The organism is Chromobacterium sp. Panama, assembly GCF_003052555.1.
Classification (GTDB): Bacteria; Pseudomonadota; Gammaproteobacteria; order Burkholderiales; family Chromobacteriaceae; genus Chromobacterium.
On record NZ_QARX01000001.1, the window covers coordinates 979,783 to 1,006,329 of the forward strand.

At 65.2% G+C, this 26,547-nt stretch carries 25 protein-coding genes; 13 read left to right on the forward strand and 12 right to left on the reverse strand.

The window, feature by feature from the left end; translation table 11 throughout:
* Positions 1-111: 111 nt before the first annotated feature.
* The 3 genes from DB032_RS04655 to DB032_RS04665 form a co-directional block, all read right to left on the reverse strand.
* Complete coding sequence (locus DB032_RS04655; RefSeq protein ID WP_233246649.1) at positions 112-816, reverse strand: amino acid ABC transporter permease; 705 nt, start codon at positions 814-816, stop codon at positions 112-114.
* Positions 798-1,538: an amino acid ABC transporter permease gene (locus DB032_RS04660; protein WP_107798452.1), complete on the reverse strand. Its 741-nt coding sequence runs from the start codon at positions 1,536-1,538 to the stop codon at positions 798-800. Before DB032_RS04660 ends, DB032_RS04655 begins: the two co-directional genes overlap by 19 nt.
* A 373-nt stretch (positions 1,539-1,911) precedes the next feature.
* Positions 1,912-2,715 (reverse strand): ABC transporter substrate-binding protein, encoded by an 804-nt coding sequence (locus DB032_RS04665; protein WP_107798453.1) that lies wholly within the window; start codon positions 2,713-2,715, stop codon positions 1,912-1,914.
* Between the two features lie 450 nt (positions 2,716-3,165).
* Here DB032_RS04665 and DB032_RS04670 point away from each other — a divergent pair, with 450 nt between their 5' ends.
* The 4 genes from DB032_RS04670 to DB032_RS04685 all read left to right on the forward strand — a co-directional run bounded on the left by DB032_RS04670 (position 3,166) and on the right by DB032_RS04685 (position 5,721).
* Positions 3,166-3,774 (forward strand): CDP-alcohol phosphatidyltransferase family protein, encoded by a 609-nt coding sequence (locus DB032_RS04670; RefSeq protein WP_107798454.1) that lies wholly within the window; start codon positions 3,166-3,168, stop codon positions 3,772-3,774.
* A complete protein-coding gene (locus DB032_RS04675; RefSeq protein ID WP_107798455.1) occupies positions 3,767-4,714 on the forward strand; it encodes a phosphatidate cytidylyltransferase in 948 nt (315 codons plus the stop codon). Before DB032_RS04670 ends, DB032_RS04675 begins: the two co-directional genes overlap by 8 nt.
* A gap of 7 nt (positions 4,715-4,721) precedes the next feature.
* Positions 4,722-5,375, forward strand: a complete 654-nt coding sequence (locus DB032_RS04680; protein WP_107798456.1) for a lysophospholipid acyltransferase family protein — start codon at positions 4,722-4,724, stop codon at positions 5,373-5,375.
* 157 nt (positions 5,376-5,532) lie between these two features.
* Positions 5,533-5,721, forward strand: a complete 189-nt coding sequence (locus tag DB032_RS04685; protein ID WP_107798457.1) for a hypothetical protein — start codon at positions 5,533-5,535, stop codon at positions 5,719-5,721.
* Between the two features lie 62 nt (positions 5,722-5,783).
* Here DB032_RS04685 and phnE read toward each other — a convergent pair whose 3' ends face one another.
* From phnE to lgt, 4 genes are all read right to left on the reverse strand, one after another.
* On the reverse strand, positions 5,784-7,358 hold the full coding sequence (phnE, locus tag DB032_RS04690) for a phosphonate ABC transporter, permease protein PhnE (RefSeq protein WP_233246650.1): 1,575 nt from the start codon (positions 7,356-7,358) through the stop codon (positions 5,784-5,786).
* Positions 7,352-8,146: a phosphonate ABC transporter ATP-binding protein gene (locus tag DB032_RS04695; RefSeq protein WP_107798458.1), complete on the reverse strand. Its 795-nt coding sequence runs from the start codon at positions 8,144-8,146 to the stop codon at positions 7,352-7,354. Before DB032_RS04695 ends, phnE begins: the two co-directional genes overlap by 7 nt.
* Positions 8,143-8,985, reverse strand: a complete 843-nt coding sequence (locus DB032_RS04700) for a putative selenate ABC transporter substrate-binding protein (RefSeq protein WP_107798459.1) — start codon at positions 8,983-8,985, stop codon at positions 8,143-8,145. The genes DB032_RS04695 and DB032_RS04700 overlap by 4 nt, the downstream gene beginning before the upstream one ends.
* Before the next feature lie 146 nt (positions 8,986-9,131).
* Positions 9,132-9,983, reverse strand: a complete 852-nt coding sequence (gene lgt / locus DB032_RS04705) for a prolipoprotein diacylglyceryl transferase (protein WP_107798460.1) — start codon at positions 9,981-9,983, stop codon at positions 9,132-9,134.
* A gap of 197 nt (positions 9,984-10,180) precedes the next feature.
* Between lgt and ilvD the strand changes: the two genes are divergently transcribed.
* Both ilvD and DB032_RS04715 read left to right on the forward strand, forming a co-directional pair.
* Positions 10,181-12,037, forward strand: a complete 1,857-nt coding sequence (gene ilvD / locus DB032_RS04710; protein WP_107798461.1) for a dihydroxy-acid dehydratase — start codon at positions 10,181-10,183, stop codon at positions 12,035-12,037.
* A 749-nt stretch (positions 12,038-12,786) separates the two neighbouring features.
* The gene (locus DB032_RS04715) at positions 12,787-13,866 is read left to right on the forward strand and encodes a hypothetical protein (RefSeq protein ID WP_107798462.1); all 1,080 of its coding nucleotides are present in this window, start codon (positions 12,787-12,789) and stop codon (positions 13,864-13,866) included.
* Positions 13,867-13,939: 73 nt separating this feature from the next.
* Here DB032_RS04715 and DB032_RS04720 read toward each other — a convergent pair whose 3' ends face one another.
* Positions 13,940-14,857: a LysR family transcriptional regulator gene (locus tag DB032_RS04720; protein WP_107798463.1), complete on the reverse strand. Its 918-nt coding sequence runs from the start codon at positions 14,855-14,857 to the stop codon at positions 13,940-13,942.
* Between the two features lie 193 nt (positions 14,858-15,050).
* On the opposite strand from DB032_RS04720, the gene DB032_RS04725 reads away from it, so the two are divergent.
* On the forward strand, positions 15,051-15,752 hold the full coding sequence (locus DB032_RS04725) for a pirin family protein (RefSeq protein WP_107798464.1): 702 nt from the start codon (positions 15,051-15,053) through the stop codon (positions 15,750-15,752).
* Between the two features lie 208 nt (positions 15,753-15,960).
* On the opposite strand, the gene DB032_RS04730 is transcribed toward DB032_RS04725, so the two are convergent.
* Positions 15,961-16,548, reverse strand: a complete 588-nt coding sequence (locus DB032_RS04730) for a hypothetical protein (protein ID WP_107798465.1) — start codon at positions 16,546-16,548, stop codon at positions 15,961-15,963.
* A 295-nt stretch (positions 16,549-16,843) separates the two neighbouring features.
* On the opposite strand from DB032_RS04730, the gene glyA reads away from it, so the two are divergent.
* The 5 genes from glyA to DB032_RS04755 all read left to right on the forward strand — a co-directional run bounded on the left by glyA (position 16,844) and on the right by DB032_RS04755 (position 21,276).
* Positions 16,844-18,091 carry a serine hydroxymethyltransferase gene (gene glyA, locus DB032_RS04735; RefSeq protein WP_081550486.1) on the forward strand — a complete coding sequence of 416 codons (1,248 nt, stop codon included), beginning with the start codon at positions 16,844-16,846 and terminating at the stop codon, positions 18,089-18,091.
* Positions 18,092-18,218: 127 nt separating this feature from the next.
* Positions 18,219-18,677 (forward strand): transcriptional regulator NrdR, encoded by a 459-nt coding sequence (gene nrdR, locus DB032_RS04740; protein WP_019100637.1) that lies wholly within the window; start codon positions 18,219-18,221, stop codon positions 18,675-18,677.
* A gap of 59 nt (positions 18,678-18,736) precedes the next feature.
* The gene (locus DB032_RS04745; RefSeq protein WP_146176579.1) at positions 18,737-19,276 is read left to right on the forward strand and encodes a GNAT family N-acetyltransferase; all 540 of its coding nucleotides are present in this window, start codon (positions 18,737-18,739) and stop codon (positions 19,274-19,276) included.
* Between the two features lie 3 nt (positions 19,277-19,279).
* Positions 19,280-20,404, forward strand: coding sequence for a bifunctional diaminohydroxyphosphoribosylaminopyrimidine deaminase/5-amino-6-(5-phosphoribosylamino)uracil reductase RibD (gene ribD / locus DB032_RS04750; protein WP_107798467.1), 1,125 nt, complete (start codon positions 19,280-19,282; stop codon positions 20,402-20,404).
* 224 nt (positions 20,405-20,628) lie between these two features.
* Positions 20,629-21,276 carry a hypothetical protein gene (locus DB032_RS04755; protein ID WP_107798468.1) on the forward strand — a complete coding sequence of 216 codons (648 nt, stop codon included), beginning with the start codon at positions 20,629-20,631 and terminating at the stop codon, positions 21,274-21,276.
* Positions 21,277-21,329: 53 nt separating this feature from the next.
* Here the strand turns inward: DB032_RS04755 and DB032_RS04760 are convergent, their stop codons facing one another.
* On the reverse strand, positions 21,330-21,719 hold the full coding sequence (locus DB032_RS04760) for a nuclear transport factor 2 family protein (protein WP_107798469.1): 390 nt from the start codon (positions 21,717-21,719) through the stop codon (positions 21,330-21,332).
* A gap of 291 nt (positions 21,720-22,010) precedes the next feature.
* Between DB032_RS04760 and DB032_RS04765 the strand changes: the two genes are divergently transcribed.
* Positions 22,011-23,504: a carboxypeptidase M32 gene (locus tag DB032_RS04765; protein WP_107798470.1), complete on the forward strand. Its 1,494-nt coding sequence runs from the start codon at positions 22,011-22,013 to the stop codon at positions 23,502-23,504.
* A 302-nt stretch (positions 23,505-23,806) separates the two neighbouring features.
* Here DB032_RS04765 and DB032_RS04770 read toward each other — a convergent pair whose 3' ends face one another.
* Together DB032_RS04770 and DB032_RS04775 are read right to left on the reverse strand one after the other, a co-directional pair.
* Positions 23,807-24,685: an alpha/beta fold hydrolase gene (locus tag DB032_RS04770; RefSeq protein ID WP_107798471.1), complete on the reverse strand. Its 879-nt coding sequence runs from the start codon at positions 24,683-24,685 to the stop codon at positions 23,807-23,809.
* Positions 24,686-24,885: 200 nt separating this feature from the next.
* Complete coding sequence (locus tag DB032_RS04775) at positions 24,886-26,502, reverse strand: MFS transporter (protein WP_107798472.1); 1,617 nt, start codon at positions 26,500-26,502, stop codon at positions 24,886-24,888.
* Positions 26,503-26,547: the final 45 nt, after the last annotated feature.

Below are 26,547 nucleotides of genomic sequence, written 5' to 3' on the forward strand. Positions count from 1 at the left end.
AGCGCATCCAGTTCAAATCCAAAAGCCGGAGCCCCGCGCTACAGGACTCCGGCTCCTACGCTGTTCTGCTCGATGAGGTCGGCTCCAGCGCCGGGGCGGTTTTCCCCGGGCTCAGGCCCGGGCCGGCAGGCTCCAGCGCTTGTCGCTCCAGCGGCCCAGCAACTGCAGGCCGCCGCAGACCAGGAAATAAGCCAGCGCGATGAAGGCGAAAATCTCCAGCGGGTAGACCTGCTCGCGGTTGTTGACCTGGGTGGCGACGAAGGTGAATTCGGCCACGCCCACCACATAGGCCAGCGAGCTGTCCTTGATCAGGGTGATCCACTGATTGACGAAGGAGGGCAGCATCATGCGCAGCGCCTGCGGCAGCACGATCAGGCGCAGCGTCTGCCAGCGGTCCAGCCCCAGAGACAGTCCGGCCGCCCATTGGCCGGGGCCGATGGCGGCGATGCCGGCCTGCACCGACTGGCTTAGATAGGCGGCGTTGATCAGCGCCAGCGCCAGCACCACGGTGAGCACGCCGGGGATGTCCACGCCAAACAGGATGGGCAGCAGGAAATAGCACCAGAAGATCAGCATCAGCACCGGGATGGCGCGCAGCAGCGCCACCAGCGCGCCCAGCGCGCGGCGCGGGCCGGGCCCGCCCATCACCAGGGCGATGCCGCCGGCCAGGCCCAGCAGGCTGGCCAGCACGCCGGCGGCGGCGCTGATGGCCAGGGTCAGCAGCAGGCCGCCGGGCTCGCCGTTGGCCAGATTGCCCCACAGCAGATAATCGAGATTGTCCTGAATCACCGGCGGCATCATCGCGGCGCCCTCCATGCCGGCTCGCCGCGCTGGCTCAGCGCCTGGGTCAGCAACACCAGCAGCAGATAGGCGGCGGTGGCGACGGCGAAGGCCTGGAAGGCGAGCAGGGTTTCGGTTTCCACCTGACGCGAGGTGTAGGACAGCTCGGTCACGCCTATGGCCATCGCCAAGGAGGTGTTCTTCACCACCGCGGTGTATTGGCCGACCAAGGGCCGGCGCGCCAGCGCCCAGGCCTGCGGCAGCACCACCCAGCGGAATTCCTGCCAGCCGTTCATGCCCAGCGCGCGCGCGGCCTGGTGCTGGCCGGCGGCGACGCCGCGCAGCCCGGCTTGCAGTTCGCCGCAGATGAAGCTGGCGCTGTACAGGGTCAGGCCCACCAGCGCGGCCAGGAATTCGAAGGACGGCCACGGCAAGGTCAGACCGCCCGGCAAGGGCAGGCTGCGCGGGGTGTTCAGCCACAGCATGGCGGCTTCAGGCAGCAGGCCGGCCACGCCGAAATACCACAGCAGCAATTGCACCATCAGGGGAGTGTTGCGGTGCAAGCTGACCCAGAGGCCGACGCCGCGGCCGAGCGCGCGCCAGCGCGACTCCAGCGCCGCGGTCAGCAGCATGCCGAGCGCGGTGGCGGCGGCGCAGACCAGCAGGGCCAGCCAGCCGGTGAGCAGCGCGCCCTTGAGCAGCCAGCCCAGGTAGTGGGGCTCCAGCCAGTGGTGGCCGAGCCAGGAGGGGGGATTCATTGCTTGCTGTCCTGTATTGCGATTGCGCTCCGCCTTTCAGCGCCGGCGGCGTCTGAAATGGCGAAACCGCCGGGCGTGCCCGGCGGCTGGGGATACGGATGGGAAAACGCGGGTCTTGGAACGTGTTTACGATCTCGCGAGCTAAGGCGAGAGCACGTGAAAACGGTTGAAGAAGCGGAATGCCCAGGTGGTACATGAGCATTCTGAAAGCATTTTCAACGCCGTATCGCCGACGCGCAGCAGATCGTAAATAGGTTCTTAGAGCCGCTAACAAAACCTCGCAGAGAACCTGAGCCAAGGCGCGCCGACGCAGGCAGTACAAGTGGTACGACAAGGAGGCGCAACGCAGGATCAGGGGTTTTGTTAGCGGGTCTTAGCTGGCTTCGCCGATCTTGAAGTCCCTAGGCAGCGGCGCCTTGGTGGCCGGGCCGAACCACTGATTGTAGATCTTGGCGGCCTGGCCGGATTTTTCCAGTTCCAGCAGGCTGTCGTTCACCGCTTTCAGCAGACGCGCCTCGCCCTTGGGCAGGCCGATGGCCTGGTATTCGCGGGTCAGGGTGAACGGCGCCAGTTCGAACTTGGCCTTGTCCGGCGCATTGGCCAGCAAGGCGGCCAGCTTGGAGCCGTCCTGGCTGATGGCCTGGACGTTGCCGTTGCGCAGCGCGGTGAAGGCCAGCGGGGTGTCGTCGTAAGCCACCACGGTGGTTTTCGGGTATTTGTCGCGCAGATTCACTTCCTGGGTGGTGCCCTTGTCCACGCCCACGCGCAGGCCGGCCAGTTGTTCCGGCTTTTGCAGCGACCCCTTGCGGGCGATGAACTGCTGGCCGGAGGCGAAGTAGGGCAGGCTGAACGCCACTTGCTTTTTGCGCTCGTCGGTGACGGTGAAGTTGGCGGCCACCAGATCGGCCTTGCCGGACACCAAGAGCGGCACGCGGTTGGCCGGATTGGTGGGGATCAGGCTGAGTTTTACGCCCAGTTTCTTGGCGATGTGTTGGGCCACGTCCACGTCCAGGCCGGAAATCTGACGGGTCTTGGCGTCGAGGAAGCCGAAGGGCGGGTTGCTGTCGAAGGCGGCGACGCGCAGCACGCCGGCTTTCTTGATGTCGTCCAGACGGTCGGCCCAGGCGGCGGTGGCGGTGGCGCTCAAGGCGATGGCCAATGCGATGGCGTGTTTCATGATGATGCCCCTAGTCTGAAGACGCGCCGCGGGTTTCGATCGCGCCTGTTGGCGGCGCGGTTTCAGAAGATGCCGGCGCATCGTGATTCTGAGAAATTTCCTGCCATGGATAAACCCATGACATGCGATGAGCTGATGCTAAGGCATCTTGCAAATTCTTGGAAATTATTAAAAATTAGTCTTATATATTAATTTGTTTTGATTGTGTGATTTTTCTCATTGGAACAATGCCTTGTCCGCATTGAGGCCGTGGCGGCGGCGGGCCGGTATTTTTGTTCGAGGTAGGATTGCCAAACAATTTCCTTTGCCGCGCTTTTCTGCAATCGGCATAATCGCGTTTTCCGTGCGTTCCCCATTGGCGGACGCGTCGACGGATTTGCAACTTTTCTTGACGACTGTGATGACTGGCGCGAAAGCGCGTCGGGACGAAGCAGACGAGCCGAAGCCGAAATGCCCAGCATCTATCAACTCAAATCCCGTTTTCAGGACCTGCTGCGCCCCTTGCTGCGCGGCCTGGTTTCCCTTGGCGTCACCGCCAACCACGTCACGCTCGGCGCCATGCTGGCCTCTATCGCCTACGGCGGCTGGCTGGCCTGCCGGCCGGATCAGGCCTTGCCCTGGCTGCTGCTGCCCGTCTTCCTGTTCCTGCGCATGGCCTTGAACGCCATCGACGGCATGCTGGCGCGCGAGCACGGCCAGAAGTCGCGGCTGGGCGGCATTCTCAACGAGGTGGGCGACGTGGTGTCCGACGCGGCGCTCTATCTGCCCTTCGCCCTGCTGCTGGCCCAGCCTGCCTGGGCGGTGCTGGCGGTGTCGTTGGCGCTGCTGACCGAGTTCGTCGGCGTGCTGGGCCCTAGCCTTGGCGCGAGCCGGCGCTACGACGGGCCGATGGGCAAGAGCGACCGCGCCTTTGTTTACGGCGCCTTCGCGCTGCTGCTGGGCCTGTGGCCGCAGGCGGCGGTCTGGGGCGGCTGGGTGTTTGGATTGAGCGCCGCCTTGATGGCGCTGACCTGCGTCAACCGGGCGCGGGCCATTTTGAAAGAGGGCGAAGATGTTTAAACCGCTGTTGCCGCAAGCATTGATCTGGGCGCTGGGCGCCGTATTCGCGCTGCTGGTGATCGCCAGCGTCGCCATCCGCGTGCTGGAGAGCCGCTCGCCGCAGAAGAACTGGCTGGAATTGAAGCTGCGCATCCGCACCTGGTGGTGGATCGTCGCCTGCTTCTCGCTGACCTTGCTGGGCAATGTGCCGCTGGCGCTGGTGGTGTTCGCGCTGATCAGCTTCCTGGCGCTGAAGGAATACCTGACGCTGTGCGCCACCCGCACCGCCGATCACGTGGTGCTGTTCTGGGCCTATCTGAGCATCCCGCTGCAGTATTACTGGCTGGGCGTTCACTGGTACGGCATGTTCATCATTTTCATCCCGGTCTACATCTTCCTGTTCCTGCCGATGCGTATGGTGCTGATCGGCGAGACCCAGGGCTTTCTCAAGGCCGCCGCCTCGCTGCAATGGGGCTTGATGATTTGCGTGTTCTGCCTGAGCCATATGGCCGCGGTGCTGACCCTGCCCCAGCTGACCCATATCGGCGAACCGGCCCAGGGCGCGATGCTGCTGTTCTACCTGGTGGCGCTGACCCAGCTCAACGACGTGGCGCAATACCTGTGGGGCAAGGCCTTCGGCCGGCGCAAGGTGGCGCCCAAGGTGTCGCCCAACAAGACGCTGGAGGGTTTCCTCGGCGGCGCGCTGACCACCTGCCTGCTGGGCTGGTTGCTGGGGCCGCTGCTGACGCCGTTCTCGCCGCTACACGCGGCGCTGGCCGGCCTGCTGATCGGGGTGATGGGCTTTATCGGCGACATCGTGATTTCCGCGGTGAAGCGCGACATCGGGGTCAAGGACTCCGGCCGCCTGCTGCCCGGCCACGGCGGGGTGCTGGACCGGCTGGATTCGCTGACCTATACCGCGCCGCTGTTCTTCCACTATGTCCATTACTTGTACTTCTGAGCCGATGATGAGCCGATTGCTGCGCATTCTGTTCGTACTGCTGCTGGCCCGGCCGGTGGTGCGTCTGTGGTTGGGGGTGACGGTGCGCCACCAGGAGCGGCTGCCCTTGCGCGGCCCGGCCATCGTGGTGGCCAACCACAACAGCCACCTGGACATCCTGGCGCTGTACAGCCTGTTTCCGCTGGGCCGCATCCCCGAGGTGCAGCCGGCGGCGGCGGCGGACTACTTCCTGAAGAACCGCCTGTTCGCCTGGTTCGCCACCCAGGTGGTGGGCATCATTCCGGTGGTGCGCGGGGGCGTGGCCAAGGGTCTGGACCCGCTGGAGGGCTGCCGCGAGGCGCTGCGCCAGGGCCGCATCCTGATCCTGTTTCCGGAAGGCTCGCGCGGCGAGCCCGAGGTGCTGTCCGAGATCAAGTCCGGCATCTGGTATCTGAGCCGGGATTTCCCCGAGGTGCCGGTGGTGCCGGTCTATCTGCACGGCCTGGGCCGGGCGATGGGGCGCGGTCAATGGCTGCCGGTGCCCTTCTTCGTCGACATCGCCGTTGGTCGGCCGTTACAGTGGCTGGAAGAGAAAGCCGCTTTCCGCGACCGTATCCGCGAAGCCTTGTTGTACTTGAAGCAAAAAACGCTGCCCGCCGCGCCGGGGGAGCAGGAGGGCTGAGACGCCGCCGTCCGCCCCTTGGCGGGCTTGGGGGAGATGCCCTATTGCGGCAGCCGGCCATGGCTGGCAATCTGAACGGGCGACGTTCGTGGACGTCGCCTGGCGAGGCAGGCTGGAACAATAAGAAGATTCGATGTGTGGGAAGAGGAGAAACGTGATGAGCAAGAAAGGATGGTATCTCGGCTCCTTGTGCATGGCCGCGGCCGCTTGCGCGGTGGCTTTGCTGGGCATGGCGTTGGCGGACGCCGGTTCGGCGGCGTGGCCGTTCGTCTTGGCCAAGGGGCTGGCTTTCGCCGCGCTGGCGATGTTTCTCTGTGGCCTGGCCGCGTGCAGGGAAGCTCGATAGACGTGGGATGAAGGCGCTAGACGACGGGGCGGCAGGCTTAGGCTTGCCGCCCCGTCCTCGTTTCAGCCCATGCGCCGGCGCAGCGCGCGGCTCAACTGTTCCACGCCCCAGGACAGCGCCACCATCGCCAGGATGACGGCCGCGGCGGCTTGTTGTTGGAACAGCGACAGCGCCAGATACAGCTGCTGGCCCAGGCCGCCGGCGCCGACGATGCCGAGCACGGTGGCGATGCGGATATTGTTTTCCCAGCGGTACAGCGTATAGGCCAGCCATTGGCTGGCGACCATGGGCAGCGGCCCGTAGCAGAAGGCGGCGATGCGGCCCGCGCCGGCGTTGAGCAGCGCCTGTTCCGCTTGCGGCGGCGCGTTTTCCAGCGTTTCCGCGAACAGACGGCCTAGCACGCCGGCGGTGTGCATTGCCAGCGCCAGCACCCCGGCGGCCGGCCCCAGGCCTAACGCCAATACCGCCAGCGCCGCCCACAGCAGATCCGGAATGCCGCGCAGCATATTCAGCAACAGCCGCGTCGCGCGCTTGGCGGCTGCGCCCAGCCGGCCGGCGGCGGGCAGCGCCAGCGGCATGGCCAGCAAGGCGGCCAGCACCGTGCCCAGCGCCGACATCGCCAAGGTTTCCACCACGCCTTGTCCCAATGGCCGCAAGTTTGGGGCGGAGAGGTCCGGCGGCAGGAATTCCATGGCGAAGCGCGGCAGGCCGCGCCAATCAAAGCCGTTGGCGCGCCAATCCGGCCACAGCCAGCACAGGCTGAACGCGGTCAGCGCGCCGCCGGCCAGCAATAGGCGGCGTCCGCCGCCGTCGCGCTCCAGCGCGCGCCGCGACCAGCGGCTGACGCCTTCGCTCAAGCCCACCAGCAGCAGGAAGACCAGGAGCAGGGCGCCGACCTCGCCGCCGTTGAGCATTTTCAGGCTGCTGTCCAGCAATTGGCCGATGCCGCCGGCGCCGACGAAGCCCATCACCGCCGATGCGCGGATCGCGCATTCCCAGCGGTAAACGCTGTAGCTGATCAATTCCGGCAGGGCCTGAGGCCACAGCGCCCAGCACAGCCGTTGCCAGCGGCTGGCCCCGGCCGCCGCCAGCGCTTGGGCCGGCGCGCGCGGCTGGGATTCCAGGATCTCCGCGTAAACCTTGCCCAGCATGCCGCCGTAGGCCAGGCCCAAGGCCAGCACCGCCGGCAGGCTGCCCAGGCCGGCGGCGCGGACGAAGAGCAGCGCCCAGACAATGTCCGGCACGCCGCGCAGCCACACCATCAGCCCGCGCAGCAGGCTTTGCGCGGCCAGGACGGTGCGGCGCGGCCGGATCGCGGTGAGCTGGTGATCGTCCAGCGCGCGGCTGGTGGCGAAGGCCAGCGGCGCGCCCAGCAGCATGGCCAGGCACAGGCCGGCGCTGGCCACCGCCAGCGTGGTGGCGGTTTCCTTGGCCACTTCTTTCAGAAAGTCGCCGTCGTGGGCCGGCGGCAGAAAGCCGGCGGCGAAACGCGCCAGGCTGAGCCAGGTGTCGCCGTTGAACAGAGTGCTCAGCGTGAACTGGGTCAGTGGCAGCGTCGGCAGCAGCAAGGCCAGGGTCAGCAGCAGCCAGCCCAGCCGCGCGCGGGCGGCCGGGTCGCGCGGCGCGGGTCTCAGCATTGCAAGCCTCTGAGCGCGGCGGGCGCGGCCGGCTCCACCGCGGTCTCGGGCATCTCGCCGGCGTAGAGCTCGGCCAGCAGCTGGGTATGGACTTGCTCGCGCGGCAGATCGAAGACGACGGCGCCGTCGCGCAGGCCGATGATGCGCGGGAAGTGCGCCAGCGCCAGCTGTACCGAGTGCAGGCTGGCCAACAGGGTGGCGCGGCGGGCGCGGGCGTCCTCGCACAATAGGCGTATGCTGTCGTCGGCCAGCCTGGGGTCCAGCGCCGACACCGGCTCGTCGGCCAGCATCAGGTCTGGCCGCTGGTACAGCGCGCGGGCGATGCCGACGCGCTGACGCTGTCCGCCGGACAGCTGATCGCAGCGCTGCCATAGTTTGTCGGCCAGACCCAGCCGTTCCAGCTCGGCGGCGACGCCGGCGGCGTCGTCCGGCCACAGCAGGCGGCGCAAGGCCGCCAGTTCGCCGCCCTGGCCCAGCCGGCCGGCGGCCACCGCGTGGATCACGCGCTGGCGCGGCGGCAGCGGCGGCGTCTGGTAGACGCTGCCTATGCGCGCGCGCAGCGCGCGCAAGGCGCGGCGCGGCAAGCGCCAGGGATCGGCGTCCAGCAGCCGGACCGCGCCGCAGTCCGGGCGCAGGCCGGTGTTGGCCAGCAAGAGCAGGGTGCTTTTGCCGGCGCCGGACGGGCCGATCAGGGCCGCCTGTTCGCCGGCGGCAAGTTGCAGATCGATGCCGCGCAGGATGACGGCGCCGTCCAGGCTCAGGCCGACGCCGCGCAGCTCCAGGCTCATTTCAGCAGCCCGGCGGCCGCGGCGGCGGCTTCTATGCCCTTATAGTTGTCCGGCTTGGTGGGGATGAAGCGGCTGGCGCGTTGCAGATCCAGCACGGCTTTCTGATCCGGGTTCTTGGCGTCCAGCTTGAGGAAGGCCTGGCGGATCTTGTCCTGCAAGCCCTTGTCCATGCTGCCGCGCACCGTCCAGTTGTAGTCGTAGTAGGCCGGGGTGGTGGCGATCACGCGCACCTTGGCGGTATCCACCTTCTTGCTTTCCACCAGCTTCTGCCACACCGAGCTGTTCAACACGCCGGCCTCCACCTTGCCGGCGGCCACCCAGGCCACGGTGGCGTCGTGAGCGCCGGAATAGGCGACGTTCTTGAAGAAGCTTTCCGGCTTGAGGCCGTCCTTCTGCATGAAATAGCGCGGCATCAGGTGGCCGGAGGTGGAGGAGGCGGAACCGAAGGCGAAGCTGTCGCCCTTGAGCTCCTTCAGGCTCTTGGCCGGGCCGCTGGTGATGAAGGTGGAGGTGAACTTGCTGTCCTCCTCGCGCTGCACCAGCGGCACCACCTTGCCGCGCTGGCTGGCCTGCACATAGGTGAAGCCGCCCAGCCAGGCCATGTCCAGCTTGTCCGAGGTCAGCGCGGTGACCACGCCGGCGTAGTCCGACACCGGCACGAACTGCACCGGGATGCCCAGCTCTTTTTCCAGGTATTGGCCCAGCGGCGCGAACTTGCGCTGCAGCTCGGTGGGGGACTCGTCCGGGATGGCGGAGACCTTGAGCACGGTCGGGGCGGCGTGGGCCAGGGCGGCGGCGGCCAGCAGCGCGCCGGCCAGCGTCAGTTTGATGGCGGTCATGGCAGTGTTTTCCTCTATTGCGGACGAAAAGCCGCAAGGGCTGGCGCCGGCGGGCCGGCGATTCAAAAAGGCCAGTCATTAAGACTGGCCTTGAAGCGGCGGACTAAAAACCGCCGCGTATAGCAAGCATTCTAGCCTAGCCCGGCTTAGGCCGCCTTGCGCTTGCCGAACAGGTAGAACAGCGCCAGGCCGATCACGATCATCGGCAGGCTCAGCCACTGGCCCATGCTGATCACGTCGGACTGGCCGAAGATGCCGGCGTCCGGAGTGCGGAAGTATTCGCTGCCGAAGCGCGCCAGGCCGTAGCCCATCAGGAACAGCGCAGACACCTGGCCGCGCGCGCGGGTCTTGGCGCTGAAGCACCACAGCAGCGCGAACAGCGCCAGGCCTTCCAGCGCGAACTCGTACAGCTGCGACGGGTGGCGCGGCAGGCCGCCGTATTTCAGCAGGGTCACCATCAGGTCGGACGATTGCTGCGCCTGGATCAGATCGTCCATCTTGGCCTGCGGAAACAGCATCGCCCACGGCAGTTGGGGATCGGCCACCCGGCCCCACAGCTCGCCGTTGATGAAGTTGCCGATGCGGCCGGCGGCCAGGCCCAGCGGCACCAGCGGCGCGATGAAGTCGGTGACTTCCCAGAAGCTGCGGCCGTGCTTGCGCGCAAACAGCGCCACGCCGATCAGCACGCCGATGAAACCGCCGTGGAAGGACATGCCGCCTTTCCACACCATCAGAATCTCCAGCGGATGACTAAAATAATAGCCGGGCTGGTAGAACAGCACCTCGCCCAGGCGGCCGCCCAGCACCACGCCGACGGCGCCGTACATCAGCAGATCGTCCAGCAGCTTGGAGGTGAGGAAAGCGTGGCCGCGCTTGATGCGGTAGTTGCCCAGGATCAGGAAGCTGGCGAAGCCCAGCAAGTACATCAGGCCGTACCAATGAATGGCCAACGGGCCCAGCTGGATGGCCACGGGGTCGAACTGCGGATGAATGATCATTTGTCAGCCGTGTGCGTTTGCGGTAAAAGAATGTGGACGGATTATATGGGAAAGCGTTCCCACGCGTCGCGCGGCCCACCCGCCGCCCGACGCATTTTTGCCTTGAGCTCCCCGGCACCCGGAGCCAGGCGGCCCGGCCTTAAAGCAGGCCAGGCCCGGAGCGCCTTTCCCCTCATGTAGAAATTAAGGAATCAGCAATGCCCCAATACCGCTCCCGCACTTCCACCGCCGGCCGCAATATGGCGGGTGCCCGCGCCCTATGGCGCGCCACCGGCATGAAGGACGACGACTTCGGCAAACCCATCATCGCCATCGCCAACAGCTTCACCCAGTTCGTGCCCGGGCACGTGCACCTGCACAATATGGGTCAACTGGTGGCGCGGGAAATCGAACGCGCCGGCGGCGTGGCCAAGGAATTCAACACCATCGCCATCGACGACGGCATCGCCATGGGCCACGGCGGCATGCTCTATAGCCTGCCCAGCCGGGACCTGATCGCGGACAGCGTGGAATACATGGTCAACGCCCACTGCGCGGACGCGCTGGTGTGCATCTCCAACTGCGACAAAATCACCCCCGGCATGTTGATGGCCGCGATGCGTCTGAACATCCCGGTGGTGTTCGTCTCCGGCGGCCCGATGGAAGCGGGCAAGGTGCAATGGGGCAACGACATCCGCAAGCTGGACCTGGTGGACGCGATGGTGGAAGCCGCCAACAGCGCGGTGTCCAACGAGGACGTCGAGCGCGTGGAGCGCTCCGCCTGTCCCACCTGCGGCTCCTGCTCCGGCATGTTCACCGCCAACTCCATGAACTGCCTGACCGAGGCCTTGGGTCTGTCCCTGCCCGGCAACGGCAGCCTGGTGGCCACGCACGCGGACCGCAAGGAATTGTTCCTGCGCGCCGGCCGCCTGATCGTGGATATCACCAAGCGCCATTACGAACAGGACGACGCCAGCTTGCTGCCGCGAGCCATCGCCTCCAAGGCCGCGTTCGAGAACGCGATGAGCCTGGACGTGGCCATGGGCGGCTCCACCAATACCGTGCTGCACCTGCTGGCGGCGGCGCAGGAAGCCGGCGTGGACTTCAAGATGGCGGACATCGACCGCATTTCGCGCTCGGTGCCGTGTTTGGCCAAGGTGGCGCCGGCCACCCAGAAATACCATATGGAAGACGTGCACCGCGCCGGCGGCGTGGTGGCCATCCTGGCCGAGCTGGACCGCGCCGGCCTGATCCGCCGCGAAGTGCCCACCGTGCACAGCGCCACGCTGGGCGAAGCGCTGGAAGCCTGGGACATCTGCCGCCACGGCGAAGACAGCGAAGCGCGGCGCTTCTACCGCGCGGCGCCGGGCGGCGTGCCCACCACCATCGCCTTCTCGCAGTCCATGCGTTACCCGACGGTGGACGACGACCGCGCCGAGGGCTGCATCCGCGACCGCGAGCACGCTTATTCCCAGGACGGCGGCCTGGCCGTGCTGTCCGGTAATATCGCCGAGCGCGGCTGCATCGTCAAAACCGCCGGCGTTGACGACTCCATCCTCAAATTCAACGGCCGAGCCCGCATCTTCGAAAGCCAGGACGCGGCGGTGGAGGCCATCCTGGCCGACCGCATCGTGGCCGGCGACGTGGTGGTGATCCGCTACGAAGGCCCCAAGGGCGGTCCCGGCATGCAGGAAATGCTCTATCCCACCAGCTATCTGAAATCCAAGGGCCTGGGCAAGGACTGCGCCTTGCTGACCGACGGCCGCTTCTCCGGCGGCACTTCCGGTCTGTCCATCGGCCATGTGTCGCCGGAAGCGGCCGAGGGCGGCGCCATCGGCCTGGTGGAAGAGGGCGACCGCATCGAGATCGACATCCCCGGCCGCTCCATCCGTCTGGCGGTCAGCGATGAAACGCTGGCGGCGCGGCGCGCGGCGATGGAAGCCAAGGGCCGCGACGCCTGGAAACCGCTGGGCCGCGACCGCGTGGTCAGCCCGGCCTTGCGCGCCTACGCGGCGATGACCACCAGCGCCGACACCGGCGCGGTGCGCGACGTGACGCAAGTCGAACGCCGTTGATATTTGTCATATTTCCTTAACCGGTTTCCGGATAGGATTCGGGCCGTGCGGTTTTTTGCCGCGCGGCCCATTGTTTTTTGGGGCGCAGCAACCATCTGCTCCTCATTCGTCCGCCGCCGCTTTCCACTGGCGCGGCCCCGTCTCTCCCCAGCCTCCCGGTTTTCGGCGGCGTCTTAGTCTTGTTCATTTGTTTTCGAATCCAACAGTTCCTTCCCGCTTGTTTTCCTAAATTTTCACAAACGAAATCCGTTCTAATGCCATTAATCATATGCTTGGTCTGTTTAAATCTAAATGGCATTGTTTGAGACTAAGATTCGGCTGGGGCGGGGCAGGGGCGAGATGGGGGTGAAGAAGAAAACGGAGACGCTGATCGGCGCCGGCAGGCAAGTTCCCTAGTTACACGGATTTTAATAATTCTATTGATTTAACAGAAGCTTAGCGTTTGCTTAGCATGGGGCGTCGCCGGAAAAAGGCAAAAAAAATGCGCGGTACCGTTAGGTCCGCGCCAAGTCTACAAAGGAGAAATAGAGGAGAAACTATCAAGAAGCAATTGCTGCATCTCAACGAGAACGAATTATCCAGATTGCGGTATCGAGTGTCAACATGTTGTTTTTCGCAAATGTGTGAAATTATAATTTTCTGTCGCGCATCTGGTACATCGCGGCCGAGGCCGCCGCTGTCGCGGCGCACCATGGCTGTCGCAGCTGTGCCAAAATAGCGGTTTTCCGATTGCCGCAGGATTCCCCTTCATGGACGCCGTACGCCACACCCTTCCCGATCCTCGCCAGTACCACCCGCAAGTGGCGCTGACCAATATGCTGATTCACAACGCCCAGTCGGCGTTGAACGCCAAGACCGAGTCCGATCGGGAAATGTGGTTCTCCGCGGTGCGCGACGCGATGGCCGAGATGCTGGCGCGCGGCGAACTGCTGTCCATCTCGGTGGCGCTGGCCATGGTGCCGTCTCAGCAATGCTATCAACTAGTGTGGGACGCGCTGCGCGACGCGGTGGAAAACACCGGCGGCGGCCGCGCCATCGTCTTCGCCATGCCGCTGGTGCTGGTGGCCGGCAGCAAGAACCAGACCACGCTGCCGGGCGAGATCGCCGACGCGGCCGGCCTGAATCAATTGCTGCGCGAGCACGGCGTGTTCGCCGCCGACGCCGACGTCGCTCTGGGCGGCGCGTTATTGCATCCGGACAGCGTGGTGGGGCTGGACTCCGCCCAGCTCTATAAGCTGAACCGCGATCCGGCCCATGCGCGCGCGCTGCTGCCGCAACAGCCGGCGCCGGTCACGGTGAAGGAAGAGGGCGTGTTCCTGCGCTACCTGCTGGGCGTCGCGATCCAGCCGGAAGGCGCGGAGCCGCCGCTGCGCCTGGGCGGCGCGGTGGGCGCTTGGGGCATGCCGCTGATGAAATTCCTGGGCGAGCAATTGAAGGCCGACGGCGTGACGCTCTTCCCCATCGCCCGCCCGCCGATGCCGGCGATGCAGGCGATGGTGGCCGGCAACTACGCTCGCTTCGAGGTGGCGATGCAGGTGTTCGCCAGCAGCCAGATCCGCAGACTGCGCGAACTGAACAAGGAGCCGGTGGCCATCCTGTCCGCCCACGACAACGGCGAACTGCACATCACCCTGTCCGCCGAAGGCGACGAGCGCAACTGGGAAGCCTTCGTCTGGCCGCTGGCGGCGCTGGACACTGTGCCGCTGATCGAGGAAAGCTTCCGCGAACTGATGGCGGAATGCCATGTGCGCGAAGTGCATGTGCTGGCCGAGCTGCATCCGGACAGCAAGGACGGCGTGCCGCTGTTCTTCACCGCCGACGATTTGTAAGCCTTGTCCCGCCTTGTCCGGTGATCACGCCCCGCCTCGAGCGGGGCTTTGTCATTGCGCTTATCGTTAGCCGCTAACGGCAATCCGCCCACGGCGCGACGGCCAGCCGCGCCGCCAGGTAGTCGATCAAGGCCTGCACCCGCGCCGGTCGGCTGCGGCCCGGCGGCGTCAGGATGTAGAGCGCGATCGGGTCCACCTGCCAATCCATCATCACGGTTTCCAGCTCGCCGGCCTGCAAGTCCCGCCAGGCCAGAAACTCCGGCTGCAAGGCCAGGCCCAGGCCGGCGCGCAGCGCCGGCGTCAGCGCCTCGGCGTTGTTGACCCGCAGCGACGTAGGCATTTCCAGCGCGAATTCGCCTTGCTCCGCGTGGCGGAAGCGCCAGAACTCGCCGCCGGGCGCGTTGCTGTACAACAGCGCGCGATGCGCGGACAGCTCGCGGGGATGGCTGGGCCGGCCGTGGCGTGCGAAATACGCCGGCGAGCCCACCAACAGAATGCGCACTGAGCACAGGCGACGCGCCAGCAGGCTGGAATCGGCCAGCGAGGCGATGCGCAGCGCCAGGTCCAGGCGCTTGGCCACCAGGTCCACCTGCTCGTCGCTGAAATGGAAATCCAGCTCCACTTCCGGATGCCGCGCCATGAACTCCGGCAGCAGCGGCGCCAGATGAGACAGCCCGAAGGACATCGGCGCAGTCACCCGCACCAGCCCGCGCAAGCTGGAGGATTGCTCGGCGATGTCGGCCTCCACCGCCTCGCCTTCCGCCAGGATGCGGCTGGCCCGCTCCAGCGCGGCGTGGCCGGCCTCGGTCAAGGACAGCCGCCGCGAGCTGCGGTGCAACAGCATGGTTTTCATCCGGGCTTCCAGGCGGGAAATCGCCTTGGACACCGTGGCCTGGGACAGCGTCAGTTCCGCGGCGGCGCGCGCGAAGGAGCCGCATTCCGCCACCTTGGCGAAAATCGCCCAGGCTTCCAGATCGGGCAGTCGTTTCATGGCTAGAGCAGGGGCTGAGTGGATGGATTCCAATTTTAGCGTTTAAAAAGCGCTATATCGCATTGATTGCATCAAAAATGGAAAGAATGCTATTCGATCCCTCGGCTTATCAGCCCCTGGCCCGCTGCGTATAGTGGCTGCATCGGACGCGTCGCCGCGCAGGCGGCGCCTCGCCACAATATCGGAGGACCATATGATCGAGCATCGTCCCTTCGCCGCCTTGGGCGGCGCCCATCATGGCTGGCTGGACGCCAAGCACCATTTCTCCTTTGCCGAATACCACGACCCGGCGCGCATGCACTGGGGCGCGCTGCGGGTCTGGAACGACGACGTCATCGCGCCGGGCGCCGGCTTCCCGCCGCATCCGCACGCGGACATGGAAATTGTCACCTATGTCCGCGAAGGCGCGATCAGCCACCGCGACAATCTGGGCAACCAGGGCCGCACCGAGGCCGGCGACGTGCAAGTGATGAGCGCCGGCCGCGGCATCGTGCATTCCGAATACAATCTGGAAGCCGTCGACACCCGCATCTTCCAGATCTGGATCATGCCGGAGCGACGCGGCGGGGACCCGTCCTGGGGTAGCAAGCCCTTTCCCAAGGCGGACCGCTCCGGCGCCTTCGTCGCGCTGGCCAGCGGCATGGACGGCGACGATCAGGCCTTGCCCATCCGCGCCGACGCCCGCGTGCTGGGCGCCACCCTTAAAGCCGGCGAAAGCGCGGACTATCCGCTGGGCGCGGAGCGCCGCGGCTATCTGGTGCTGGCCCGCGGCCGGGCGGAAGTCAACGGCGTGGCGCTGCAAGCCCGCGACGGCGCGGCGATTAAGGATGAAGCGCTGTTGCGCATCGTCGCCAGCGAAGACGCCGAGCTGATTCTGGTGGATAGCCGAGAGTGAGGGAATGAAAGACAAAGCGCCGGGTGTCCGGCGCTTTTTTCAAACCACGCGCAGTTTGCGCGTTGGCGGTTTCTTCGATGATGGTGGGTTGGATTCCACCTTGACTACAGTTCCTTTGGAACAAGCCTCACCGAGATCATGGCTTAGCTTAGCCAAGCTGTGGGCGGTGCTCTGGGACACATAGACCCGCTTCTTGGCATTGGGTGATTTAACGCTGTTTTTCATAGCCGATATACCCCGTATCCTCAAGCCCCGCGTTGTGGATGGCGCTAAAACCCAGTTCTTGTATGAGCAGGTGATTACAGTGACAAACTCTATCATAGAACCTGCCAAGCCCCGGAGCCGGCTTGTAAAAGTACTGCCTTGTTTCAGATACAAGCCGACTATGGTAGACAACAATTTCAAGTAAATGTTGCCCAAAACTGAAAATTTGGCGGGGGTTGTCCAGGCGCCATGAGGCCGGCTCGTAGATATGGTCGCGGCTGATAGCGTCGGCTCGCATGAACTTTACCAACCGGCTTGTGCGCATATCGGGTTCAAAGTCATGCGCCCAAGTCCGGATAAAGTCACGTACCTCCTGCTCATCGTCTCCAGGCACTTCTCCCGCCAGGCTGGCAAAATACATTAGGTAGCGGTAGGCGCTAAAAACAAATGGCACGACTTCGAAGAAGCCATCGGCATGATGGGCTAAGGGGACACGGTAGATATTCCCCACCCACGCGGAGCGCTGATCCGGCGTGGGCGCACCTGCGAACCACTCCGTGGGCATGGCTTGGTTTTGCTCCAGCCAAAACATTCATCTTTCTCCACTGAGACGAACCATTGGAAGAGGGCGCTTGCCACAAGAGTGAGATGCAAGCAAGGTCGTAGCCCTTGCAAAGCGATCCATGGGCGCTTGGCATTGTTGCTTTATCCAATGCTGGGCTGCAAATCGCTGTGGCTTTGTCTCCTTACTGGTGGGGTGTGGGGGCGATGGAAGTGGCGCGCAGGGGCTTGTCGTTGCCTCTCGCAATTGCTTCACGTTAAGGATTTCGCTCCGGCATTTCGTGTAGAATGCCCGCATCGTTAACCCTTTGATGGATGAGTCAAAGATGTTCGCTGCTGACCAGACGATTGCCAAATTCGACCCCGAACTCGCCGCCGCCATTGCGGCCGAGTGTCAACGCCAGGAAGATCACATCGAGTTGATCGCCTCGGAAAACTACACCAGCCCCGCGGTGATGGAAGCCCAGGGCTCCCAACTGACCAATAAGTACGCCGAAGGCTACCCGGGCAAGCGCTTCTACGGCGGTTGCGAACACGTGGACGTGGTGGAACAGCTCGCCATCGACCGCGTCAAGCAGCTGTTCGGCGCGGAATACGCCAACGTGCAGCCGCACTCCGGCAGCCAGGCCAACCAGGCGGTGTACTTCTCCATCCTGAAGCCGGGCGACACCGTGATGGGCATGAACCTGGGCCACGGCGGCCACCTGACCCACGGCTCCCCGGCCAACCTGTCCGGCAAGATGTTCAACATCGTCGCCTACGGTCTGAACGACAAGGAAGAAATCGACTACGACGACATGGAGCGCGTAGCGATGGAAACCAAGCCCAAGCTGATCATCGGCGGCGCTTCCGCTTATGCGCTGCGTTTCGACTTCGAGCGCATGGGTCAGATCGCCAAGAAATGCGGCGCTTACTTCATGGTGGACATGGCGCATTACGCCGGTCTGATCGCCGCCGGCGTTTACCCGAACCCGGTGCCGTTCGCCGACTTCGTGACCTCGACCACCCACAAGACCCTGCGCGGTCCGCGCGGCGGCATCATCCTGGCCAAGGCCGAGTTCGAGAAGAGCATCAACAGCAATGTGTTCCCGACCCTGCAAGGCGGCCCGCTGGAGCACGTGATCGCCGCCAAGGCCGTGGCCTTCAAGGAAGCGCTGCTGCCCGAGTTCAAGGTGTATCAGGAACAAGTGCTGAAGAACGCCGCCATCATGGCCAAGACCCTGGGCGAGCGCGGCGTGCGCATCGTATCCGGCCGCACCGAGAGCCATGTGTTCCTGGTGGACCTGCGCGCCAAGGGCCTGACCGGCAAGGCGGCCGACGCGCTGCTGGGCCGCGCCCACATCACCGTGAACAAGAACGCGATTCCGAACGACCCGGAAACCCCGTTCGTGACCTCCGGCATCCGCATAGGCTCCCCGGCCATCACCACCCGCGGCTTCAAGGAAGCCGAAGCCATCCAGGTGGCCAATCTGGTGGCGGACGTGCTGGACAACCCGAACGACGACGCGCTGATCGCCCGCGTGGCCGAGCAAGCCACCGCGCTGTGCCATCGTTTCCCGGTGTACTCCAAATAAGCCAAGCTGGTCTCGGCCGCTGAAAGACGCCCCCAGGGGCGTCTTTTTCATGGGCGGGCGATAGCGGCATTAACTTGACTGCGCATTGCTGATAACATCCCTACATTGGAACCCTTAGGATTAAGTCATGAAATGCGCGTTCTGCGGCAATGCCGATACTCAGGTAATCGACTCCCGCGTCAGTGAGGACGGCAGCAGCATCCGGCGGCGGCGGCGCTGCCCGGTGTGCGAGAAGCGTTTCACGACCTTTGAAACCGCCGACGTGCGCATGCCGCAGGTGGTGAAAACCGCCGGCCACCGTTCGGAATTCGACATCGAGAAAGTGCGCACCAGCTTCCTGCGCGCGCTGCACAAGCGCCCGGTGCCCACCGCCTTGGTGGACGAAGCGATAGACCGCATCTGTCACAAGCTGCTGCAATTGGGCGAGCGCGAAGTCTCCAGCCGCGAGATCGGCGAAATGGTGATGAACGAACTGGCGCGCCTGGACAAAGTGGCTTATGTGCGTTTCGCCTCGGTGTACCGCAGCTTTCAGGATGTGTCCGAGTTTTCCGACGCCATCAAGGAAATCCAGAAGTCTTCGCATTGACCGACCGGCGGGCGGCTGGAGTAGACTGCTCTATTCTTCCGTCATCGCGGGTGCCCTCCATGGTAGAACCCCTGCCTTCCAATGTTTCGCTGCGCGCGCCGGAGTTGTCCGACGCGCCGGCGCTGTTCGCGCTGATCAACGCCAACCGCGATGCGCTGCGGCCGTGGATGCCGTGGGAGCCCCTGACCCGCTCCGAGGCGGACTCCCGCGCTTTTCTGGAATCCGCCGCCGTCGGCCGTCAGATCGGCAAGGCCTATACTTGGCTGGTATTGCGCGACGGCGCGCTGGCCGGCGTTTGCGATCTGCACGCCATCGACGATTTGAACCGCCACGCCTTCGTCGGCTATTGGCTGGACCGCCGCCAGGTGGGGCAGGGCGTGATGCAGGCGGCGCTGCGCCTGTTGCTGGCCGAAGCCTTCGGCCCCTTGGGTCTGCACCGGGTGGCGATAGACGCGGCGGCGGACAATCATCGCAGTTGCGCGGTGGCGGAGCGGCTGGGCTTCCGCTACGAAGGCGTGCTGCGCGAGTACTTGTTGTTGCAGGGCCGCTATTGCGACGCCAGGCAGTACAGCCTGCTGGCTCAAGAATGGAAGCAATGAATCATGAATTATTCCGCCGATGACCATCGTCACATGCAGCGCGCGTTGCGGCTGGCCGCCGCGGCCACCCGCCGCGCCGCGCCCAATCCGGGCGTGGGCTGCGTGCTGGTGCGCGACGGCGCGGTGATCGGCGAGGGCGCCACCCTGGAAGTGGGCGGCGATCACGCGGAAATCCAGGCGATCAAGGACTGTCTGGCGCGCGGCCTGTCCCCGCGCGGCGCCACCGCCTATGTCACGCTGGAGCCGTGCAGCCACCACGGCCGCACCCCGCCGTGCGCGCGGCGTCTGATCGACGAGGGCGTGGCCCGGGTGGCCGCGGCGATGGTGGACCCCTACCATGAAGTGGCCGGCCGCGGCCTGGCCATGCTGCGCGCCGCCGGCATCGCCGCCGACGCCGGGCTGATGGAAGCCGAGGCGCGGCAAGTGCATCGCGGTTTTCTGTCGCGCGTCGAGCGCGGCCGCCCCTGGGTCACGCTCAAGGCCGCCGCCACGCTGGACGGCAAGACCGCCTTGCTCAACGGCCGCAGCCAATGGATCACCGGCCCGGAGGCGCGGCGGGATGTGCATCGCCTGCGCGCCGAACACTGCGCGGTGCTCACCGGCAGCGGCACCGTGCTGGCCGACGATCCGCAACTGACGGTGCGCGAAGTCCCCTGCGAGCGCCAGCCGCTGCGGGTGGTGCTGGACAGCGATCTGCGCACGCGGCCGGAACAGCGCATCTATCAGGACGGCGCCACCTTGCTGGCCACCTGCGATCACCTGGCCGCGCGTTTGGAGCCCTACCGCGCTGGCGCGGAGCTTCTGACCCTGCCGGGGCTGGCCGACGGCCATGCCGATCTGCCGGCTTTGCTGGCGGCCTTGGCGCAACGCGGCGTCAATATGCTGATGGTGGAAGCCGGCGCCGGCCTCAACGGCGCGCTGTTGCGCGCCGGGCTGGTGGACGAGATCGTGCTCTACCTGGCGCCGTCGCTGGCCGGCGACGCCGCGCGCGGCCTGTTCGCCTGGCCGCCGCTGGAAGACCTGGCCGACAAGCAGCGGCTGAGCATACGCGACGCGCGCATGGTGGGCGCGGATTTGCGCCTGAGCCTGACGCCGGTCTTGGCGGCTGCTCAAGGTCCCGCGAACTAGGGCGAGACAAGGCGAGGATGGCCTCCACGCTTGGGAAAATGACCGCGTCGCCGCGAATCCCGTCTGGAGTCTGCAACATTTCTGTCCGAAAATAAGAGCAGTTCGCCCGCTGTGCGCATGACGCGTGACGGTGGGCGCGAACGCACGCTCAGGACGGGCCGCCAAGAACGGCTCGCTTTCGCATTCGGGGCAGTCGCGGCATCCGGGAGGGCTGGGGAAAGGGCATGAGCGATTTGAAGGCGGCGCTGGAAGCTTATATGCGATTGTTGGCGCGTCAGGGCGCGCCGGCTCAGGTGATCGACGAGAGGCGTCGCATTCTGGAACTGCTGCTGCCCTGGCTGGACGGCGTCGAGCGCAACGCGGAAGGCTTCCGCGGTCCTTGTGAACGCCTGCTGCAGGCCTGCTCGCCGGACGAGCAGGTGCTGGCGCTGACCTGTACCCGCGAGTTCTATTACTTCTGGCTGGGCGATACCAAGAAAGTGGTGGAGATCACCGCGCGCAGCGGTTTTTCGGTGCGCAATGTGCGGGTGTGGCTGGAGACGGATTGGGAAGGGCTGCTGACGCGGATGGAGCGCGACGGCTTCTCCCGCTTCCCGCCGTCGCTGGGCCTCTACCTGGGCAAGCTGTTCGAGGACGGCATGTCCGAGCCGGACATCCATCTGCGCGAGCGCCTGCTCAAATCCCTGCTCTATCTATTGGACGGCCAGCCCATCCAGGGCGACAGCTTCCGCATGATGGTGGACGCGGTGTTATTGCATCTGCGCGAGGCGGAGCTGAAAAACACCTTTTTGCTGCTGGTGCGCGAGTACTTCTATTACTGGCACCAATTCCCGCAAGCCCAGGCGCGCAACGCCGGCCAGCCGGCGGCTTGAGGCGAACCGACGGGCCCGCTATTTCATCCCCCAACGCTTCCGTTCCCGCGGCCTCAAGCCGGCTGCGCGGCTTCCAGCCTGGCCCGGCCCGGCAAGCCCGCGCGCCAGGCCGGCGGCGCTTCGGCGCTGGCCCAGTATTCCTCGATCTGGCTGATCAGCCCGTGTTCCAGCGTGAACAGGGAATTGGCGAAGAAGCGCGCCTCGCCGTGGTCCACCTGCGCCACCACGTGCCAGCGGCCGTCGGCCAGTAGATTGTCCTGCAGCAGGCGTATGCTCCAGCCCTCCGGATAAACGCGGTTGACGTGGACGATGGCGTCCGCGCCGCGGAAGCACTCGCCGCTGCAGTGCCACAGCATCACGGCGTCGTCGCGCAGCAGGCGGCGCGCGCGCTCCCAGTCGCGGTCCTGGTAGGCGAGAAAGAGTTGGGCGGCGATGGATGGCATGATTTTACCTCATGCGAGTCATAGAATATTGATAATGTACAAAATCAAAATCCTTGTCAATACGCGGCTTTGGCGGATTTTGGGGCGGAAGTTGTCAGATCAAATAGTCTGATGGCATCATGCTTTGACAAGTGGAGCGTGTTTACGATCTCGCGAGCTGGGGCGAGACCAGGCGTTGCGGCTGAGAAAGCGGAAGGAGTAGCGCTACATGAGCATTCTACAGCGGTTCTCAACACCGTATCGCCGACGCGCAGCAGATCGTAAATCGGTTCTTTATAGAGAGGAGACAAGATGACGCACACATCCGCCTACCAGGCTTTAACCCACACTTTCGCCCGCCTGCACCGCTTTAACCACCTCGGCGCCATCGCCGGCTGGGACCAGGCGGCGATGATGCCGAGCAAGGGCAACGACGCCCGCGCCGCCGCGCTGGCGGAGCTGGGGGTGCTGACTCACGGCATCATCACCGCGCCGCAGCTGAAGGAGCAGCTGGACGCGGCGGAACAGGAAAACCTGGACGAGCTGCAACGCGCCAATCTGCGCGAGATGCGCCGCGAATGGGCGCAGGCCAATCTGCTGCCGGCGGAGCTGGTGGAGGCCAAAACCCTGGCCGGCGCGCGCTGCGAGCACGCCTGGCGCAGCCAGCGCCCGGCCAATGACTGGAAGGGCTTTCTGGAAAACCTGCGCGAGGTGGTCAAACTGTCGCGCGAGGAGGGCCGCTTGCTGGCGGAGGCCAGCGGCGGCAGCCGTTACGACGCGTTGATGGACAAGTACGAGCCGGGGATGAAGAGCGCGGAGATCGAGCGCATTTTCACCGAGGTGAAGTCCTGGCTGCCGGGCCTGATCGAACGCGCGCGCGCCAAGCAGGCGTCGGAAACGGTGATCGAGCCGGTGGGGCCGTTCGCGGTGGCGCAGCAGCGCGCCTTGGGCGTGGAGGCGATGAAGCTGCTGCGCTTCGACTTCGACGGCGGCCGGCTGGATGTCAGCAGCCATCCCTTCTGCGGCGGGGTGCCGGAAGACGTGCGCATCACCACCCGCTACCGCGACGATGACTTCGTCCAGAGCCTGATGGGCATTGTTCACGAAACCGGCCACGCCCGTTACGAGCAGAACCTGCCCAAGGACTGGCTGGAACAGCCGCTGGGCCGCGCGCGCTCCATGGGCATTCATGAGAGCCAGAGTCTGTCCTTCGAGATGCAGCTGGGCCGCAGCCCGGCCTTCCTGCAGTTGATCGCGCCGCTGATCCGCAGCCATTTCGGCGAGCAGCCGGCGTTTACACTGGAAAATCTGCAAGGCCTGTATAGCCGGGTGCAGCCGGGTTACATCCGCGTGGACGCCGACGAGTTGTGCTATCCGGCGCATGTGATCCTGCGTTTCGAAATCGAGCGCGCGCTGATGGACGGCGAGATCGAGGCCGAGGACATCCCGGCGCTGTGGGACGAGAAGATGATGGCCTATCTGGGCGTGGACACCCGCGGTAATTACACCAACGGCTGCATGCAGGACATCCACTGGACCGACGGCGGCTTCGGCTATTTCCCCAGCTACACGCTGGGCGCGATGTACGCGGCGCAGTATTTCGCCAGCCTGCGCCGCGCCGAGCCGGAGCTGGACGCGCAGGTGGCGGCCGGCAATCTGGAGCCCATCTTCAATTGGCTGAACACCCATATCTGGAGCCAGGGCAGCCGCTGGAGCACGGACGAACTGGTGCGGCGCGCCACCGGCGAGACGCTGAATCCGGCGCATTTCAAGGCGCACCTGGAGCGGCGTTATCTAGGTGTTTGAGTTTGTGGAAGGCAGATGAAAAGCGCGGCTTGGCCGCGCTTTTTTTTGATCCGCTAACCAAACTCCTGATCCTGCGTTGCGCCTCTTTGTCGTACCACTTGTACTGCCTGCGTCGGCGCGCCTTGGCTCAGGTTCTCTGCGAGGTTTTCTTAGAACGTGTTTACGATCTCGCGAGCTAAGGCGAGACAAGGCGAAAACGGCTGAGAAAGCGGAATGTACTCGTGGTACATGAGCATTTCGAAGCGGGTTTCAACGCCGTATTGCCGACGCGCAGCGGAGCGTAAACAGGTTCTTAGCGGCTCTTATTGGGGCTGACTGAAAAACGCGTGGATCGCCGCCGCTAGCGCTTCCGGCTGCTCCCATTGCAGCATGTGGCCGGCGTCGGCAATCACGGTTTCCTGGAGTTGGGCGAAACAGGCGCGCCGCTGCGTCATGCTGGCGGCCACGCTCTTGGCCAGCGGGTGGTCGTCGGTGTCGCCGCCCAGCGCCCACAGCACCGGCGCGCTGATGCGCTGCCAGCAAGCCATCGCTTCTTCCAGTCGGTACAGCACCGGGTTGACCATTTTGTGGCGCGGATCGGCGCGGTAGTAGAGGCCGTTGTCGCGCTGGCGGGTCAGTTCGCGCGCCAGCCATTGGGCGCGCTCCGGCGTCAGCCTGGGGTTGCGCTCCAGTAGTTTGGCGGCCACGGCGTCCAGCGACTGCAAATCGCCGAACTCCGGCGCGGCGCGGGTTTCGCGCAGCCAGCGCGCATAGCGGCCCGGCGCTTCCGCCGGCTTGGTGGCGGCCAGGCCGAAGCCTTCGGCCAGCACCAGCTTTTCTATGCGTTCGGGGCGGATGCCGGCGTAGATGCCGGCAATCATAGCGCCCATGCTGTGGCCCAGCAGCTTGACCGGCTGTTGCGGCGACAGCGCGTCCAGCAGCGCGTCGAGATCGGCCAGGTAGTCGGGGAAGTAGTAGCTGCCGTCGTTCCAGTCGCTGTCGCCAAAGCCGCGCCAGTCCGGCGCCGCCACTTGCCAGCTGTCCGGCAGCGCATCCACCAGGAATTGGAAGGTGGCCGAACTGTCCATCCAGCCGTGCAGCAGCACCAAGAGCGGCGCGTCGCGCGGGCCCCAACGACGCAGATGATGGCGGTGGCGGTTGAGGGTCAGGGTTTCGGACTGGCTGAGGCGTTGAATCGGCATGGCGGCGCGAGCGGTGGGATGAAAGCCCCAGTCTACCCAGAAACACGGCGAACCGGGAGGTTCGCCGTGCGGATGGGAAGGGCGCTTAGAGTCGCTAACAAAACCGCGCAGCGTACCTGAGCCAAGGCGCGCCGACACAGGCAGTACAAATAGTACGACAAGGAGGCGCAACGCAGGGTCAGGGGTTTTGTTAGCGAGTCTTATTGATGGATGTCGGCCTTATGAGTCTCCTTCAAGCCCAACAGGCAGACGATGAAGCTGACGCTGTAGACGATGACCGGATACCACAGGCCGTAGAGGATGTCGCCGGTGTAGACCACCAGCGAGAAGGCCACGGTGGGGAACAGGCCGCCTATCCAGCCGTTGCCGATGTGGTAGGGCAGCGACATCGAGGTGTAGCGGATGCGGGTGGGGAACAATTCCACCATGGTGGCGGCCAGCGGGCCGTAGACCATGGCGGCGATCAGGCTGAGCAGCACCAGCACGGCCACCACCATCGGGTAGTTGATCTTGTCCGGGTCGGCCTTGTCCGGATAGCCGGCCTGCTTCAGTGCGGCCAGCAACGCGGCCTTGTCGAAGCCGGTCAGCGTCTGTTCGCCCACCTTGATCTGGGTTTCGCCGCCGGCGGGCGCCGCCTGGCGCTGATAGGGCACGCCGTTCTTGGCCAGCAGGGCCTTGGCCTGGTCGCAGCTGCTGCTGAGCTTGGCCTTGCCCACCGGATCGAACTGGAAGCGGCAGCTGGCCGGGTCCGCCACCACCACCACCGGCGCCTGGCGCGCGGCGTTGGCAATGTCCGGGCTGGCATAGGCGGTCAGCCATTTGAAGGCGGGAAAGGTCAGCAAGGCCGCCAGCAGCAGGCCGGTCAGCATCACCGGCTTGCGGCCGATGCGGTCGGACAGATAGCCGAAGTACAGGAATAGCGGCGCGGCGATCAGCAGCGACATCACCAGCAGCTGGGTGGCGATCTGTGAATCGACCTTGAGGATCTGGGTGAGGAAGAACAGCGAGTAGAACTGCGCGCAATAGAAGGTGACCGCCTGGCCGCCGTTGATGCCGAACAGCGCGGTGAGCACGATGCGCAGGTTCTTCCAATTGGTGAAGGATTCGGTCAGCGGTGCTTTGGAATGCTTGCCCTCGGCCTTCATTTTCAGGAAGGCCGGCGATTCGTGCATGGACAGCCGGATCCAGGTGGAGATGGCCAGCAGCGCCAGCGACAGCAGGAAGGGCAGGCGCCAGCCCCAGTCGTCGAAAGCCGGGCCGGTGAGTTTGCGGCAGGCCAGGATCACCAGCAGGGACAGCAGCAGGCCGGCGGTGGCGGTGACCTGGATCCAGCTGGTGTAGGCGCCGCGTTTGTGATCCGGCGCGTGTTCGGCCACGTAGATGGCCGCGCCGCCGTATTCGCCGCCTATCGCCAGGCCCTGCAGCATGCGCAGCACCACCAGCAGGATGGGCGCGGCGATGCCTATGCTGGCGTAGCCGGGCAGCAGGCCCACCAGGAAGGTGGACACGCCCATGATCAGGATGGTGGCGAGGAAGGTGTATTTGCGGCCTATCATATCGCCCAGCCGGCCGAACAGCAGCGCGCCGAAGGGGCGTACCAGGAAGCCGGCGGCGAAGGTCATCAAGGCGAAGATGAAGGCGGTGGTTTCATTGACGCCGGCGAAGAACTGCTTGCTGATCACCGCCGCCAGCGCGCCGTACAGGAAAAAATCGTACCACTCGAAAACGGTGCCCAGCGACGAGGCGAAGATCACTTTGCGCTCGGAGCCGCTGATCGCGTGTCCCGCCGTGGCGGCGGGCGTCAGGGTGCTGCTCATGGTGCTGTCTCCTCTTGGTGTGGCTTTGCGACAAGTTGTGGGGCG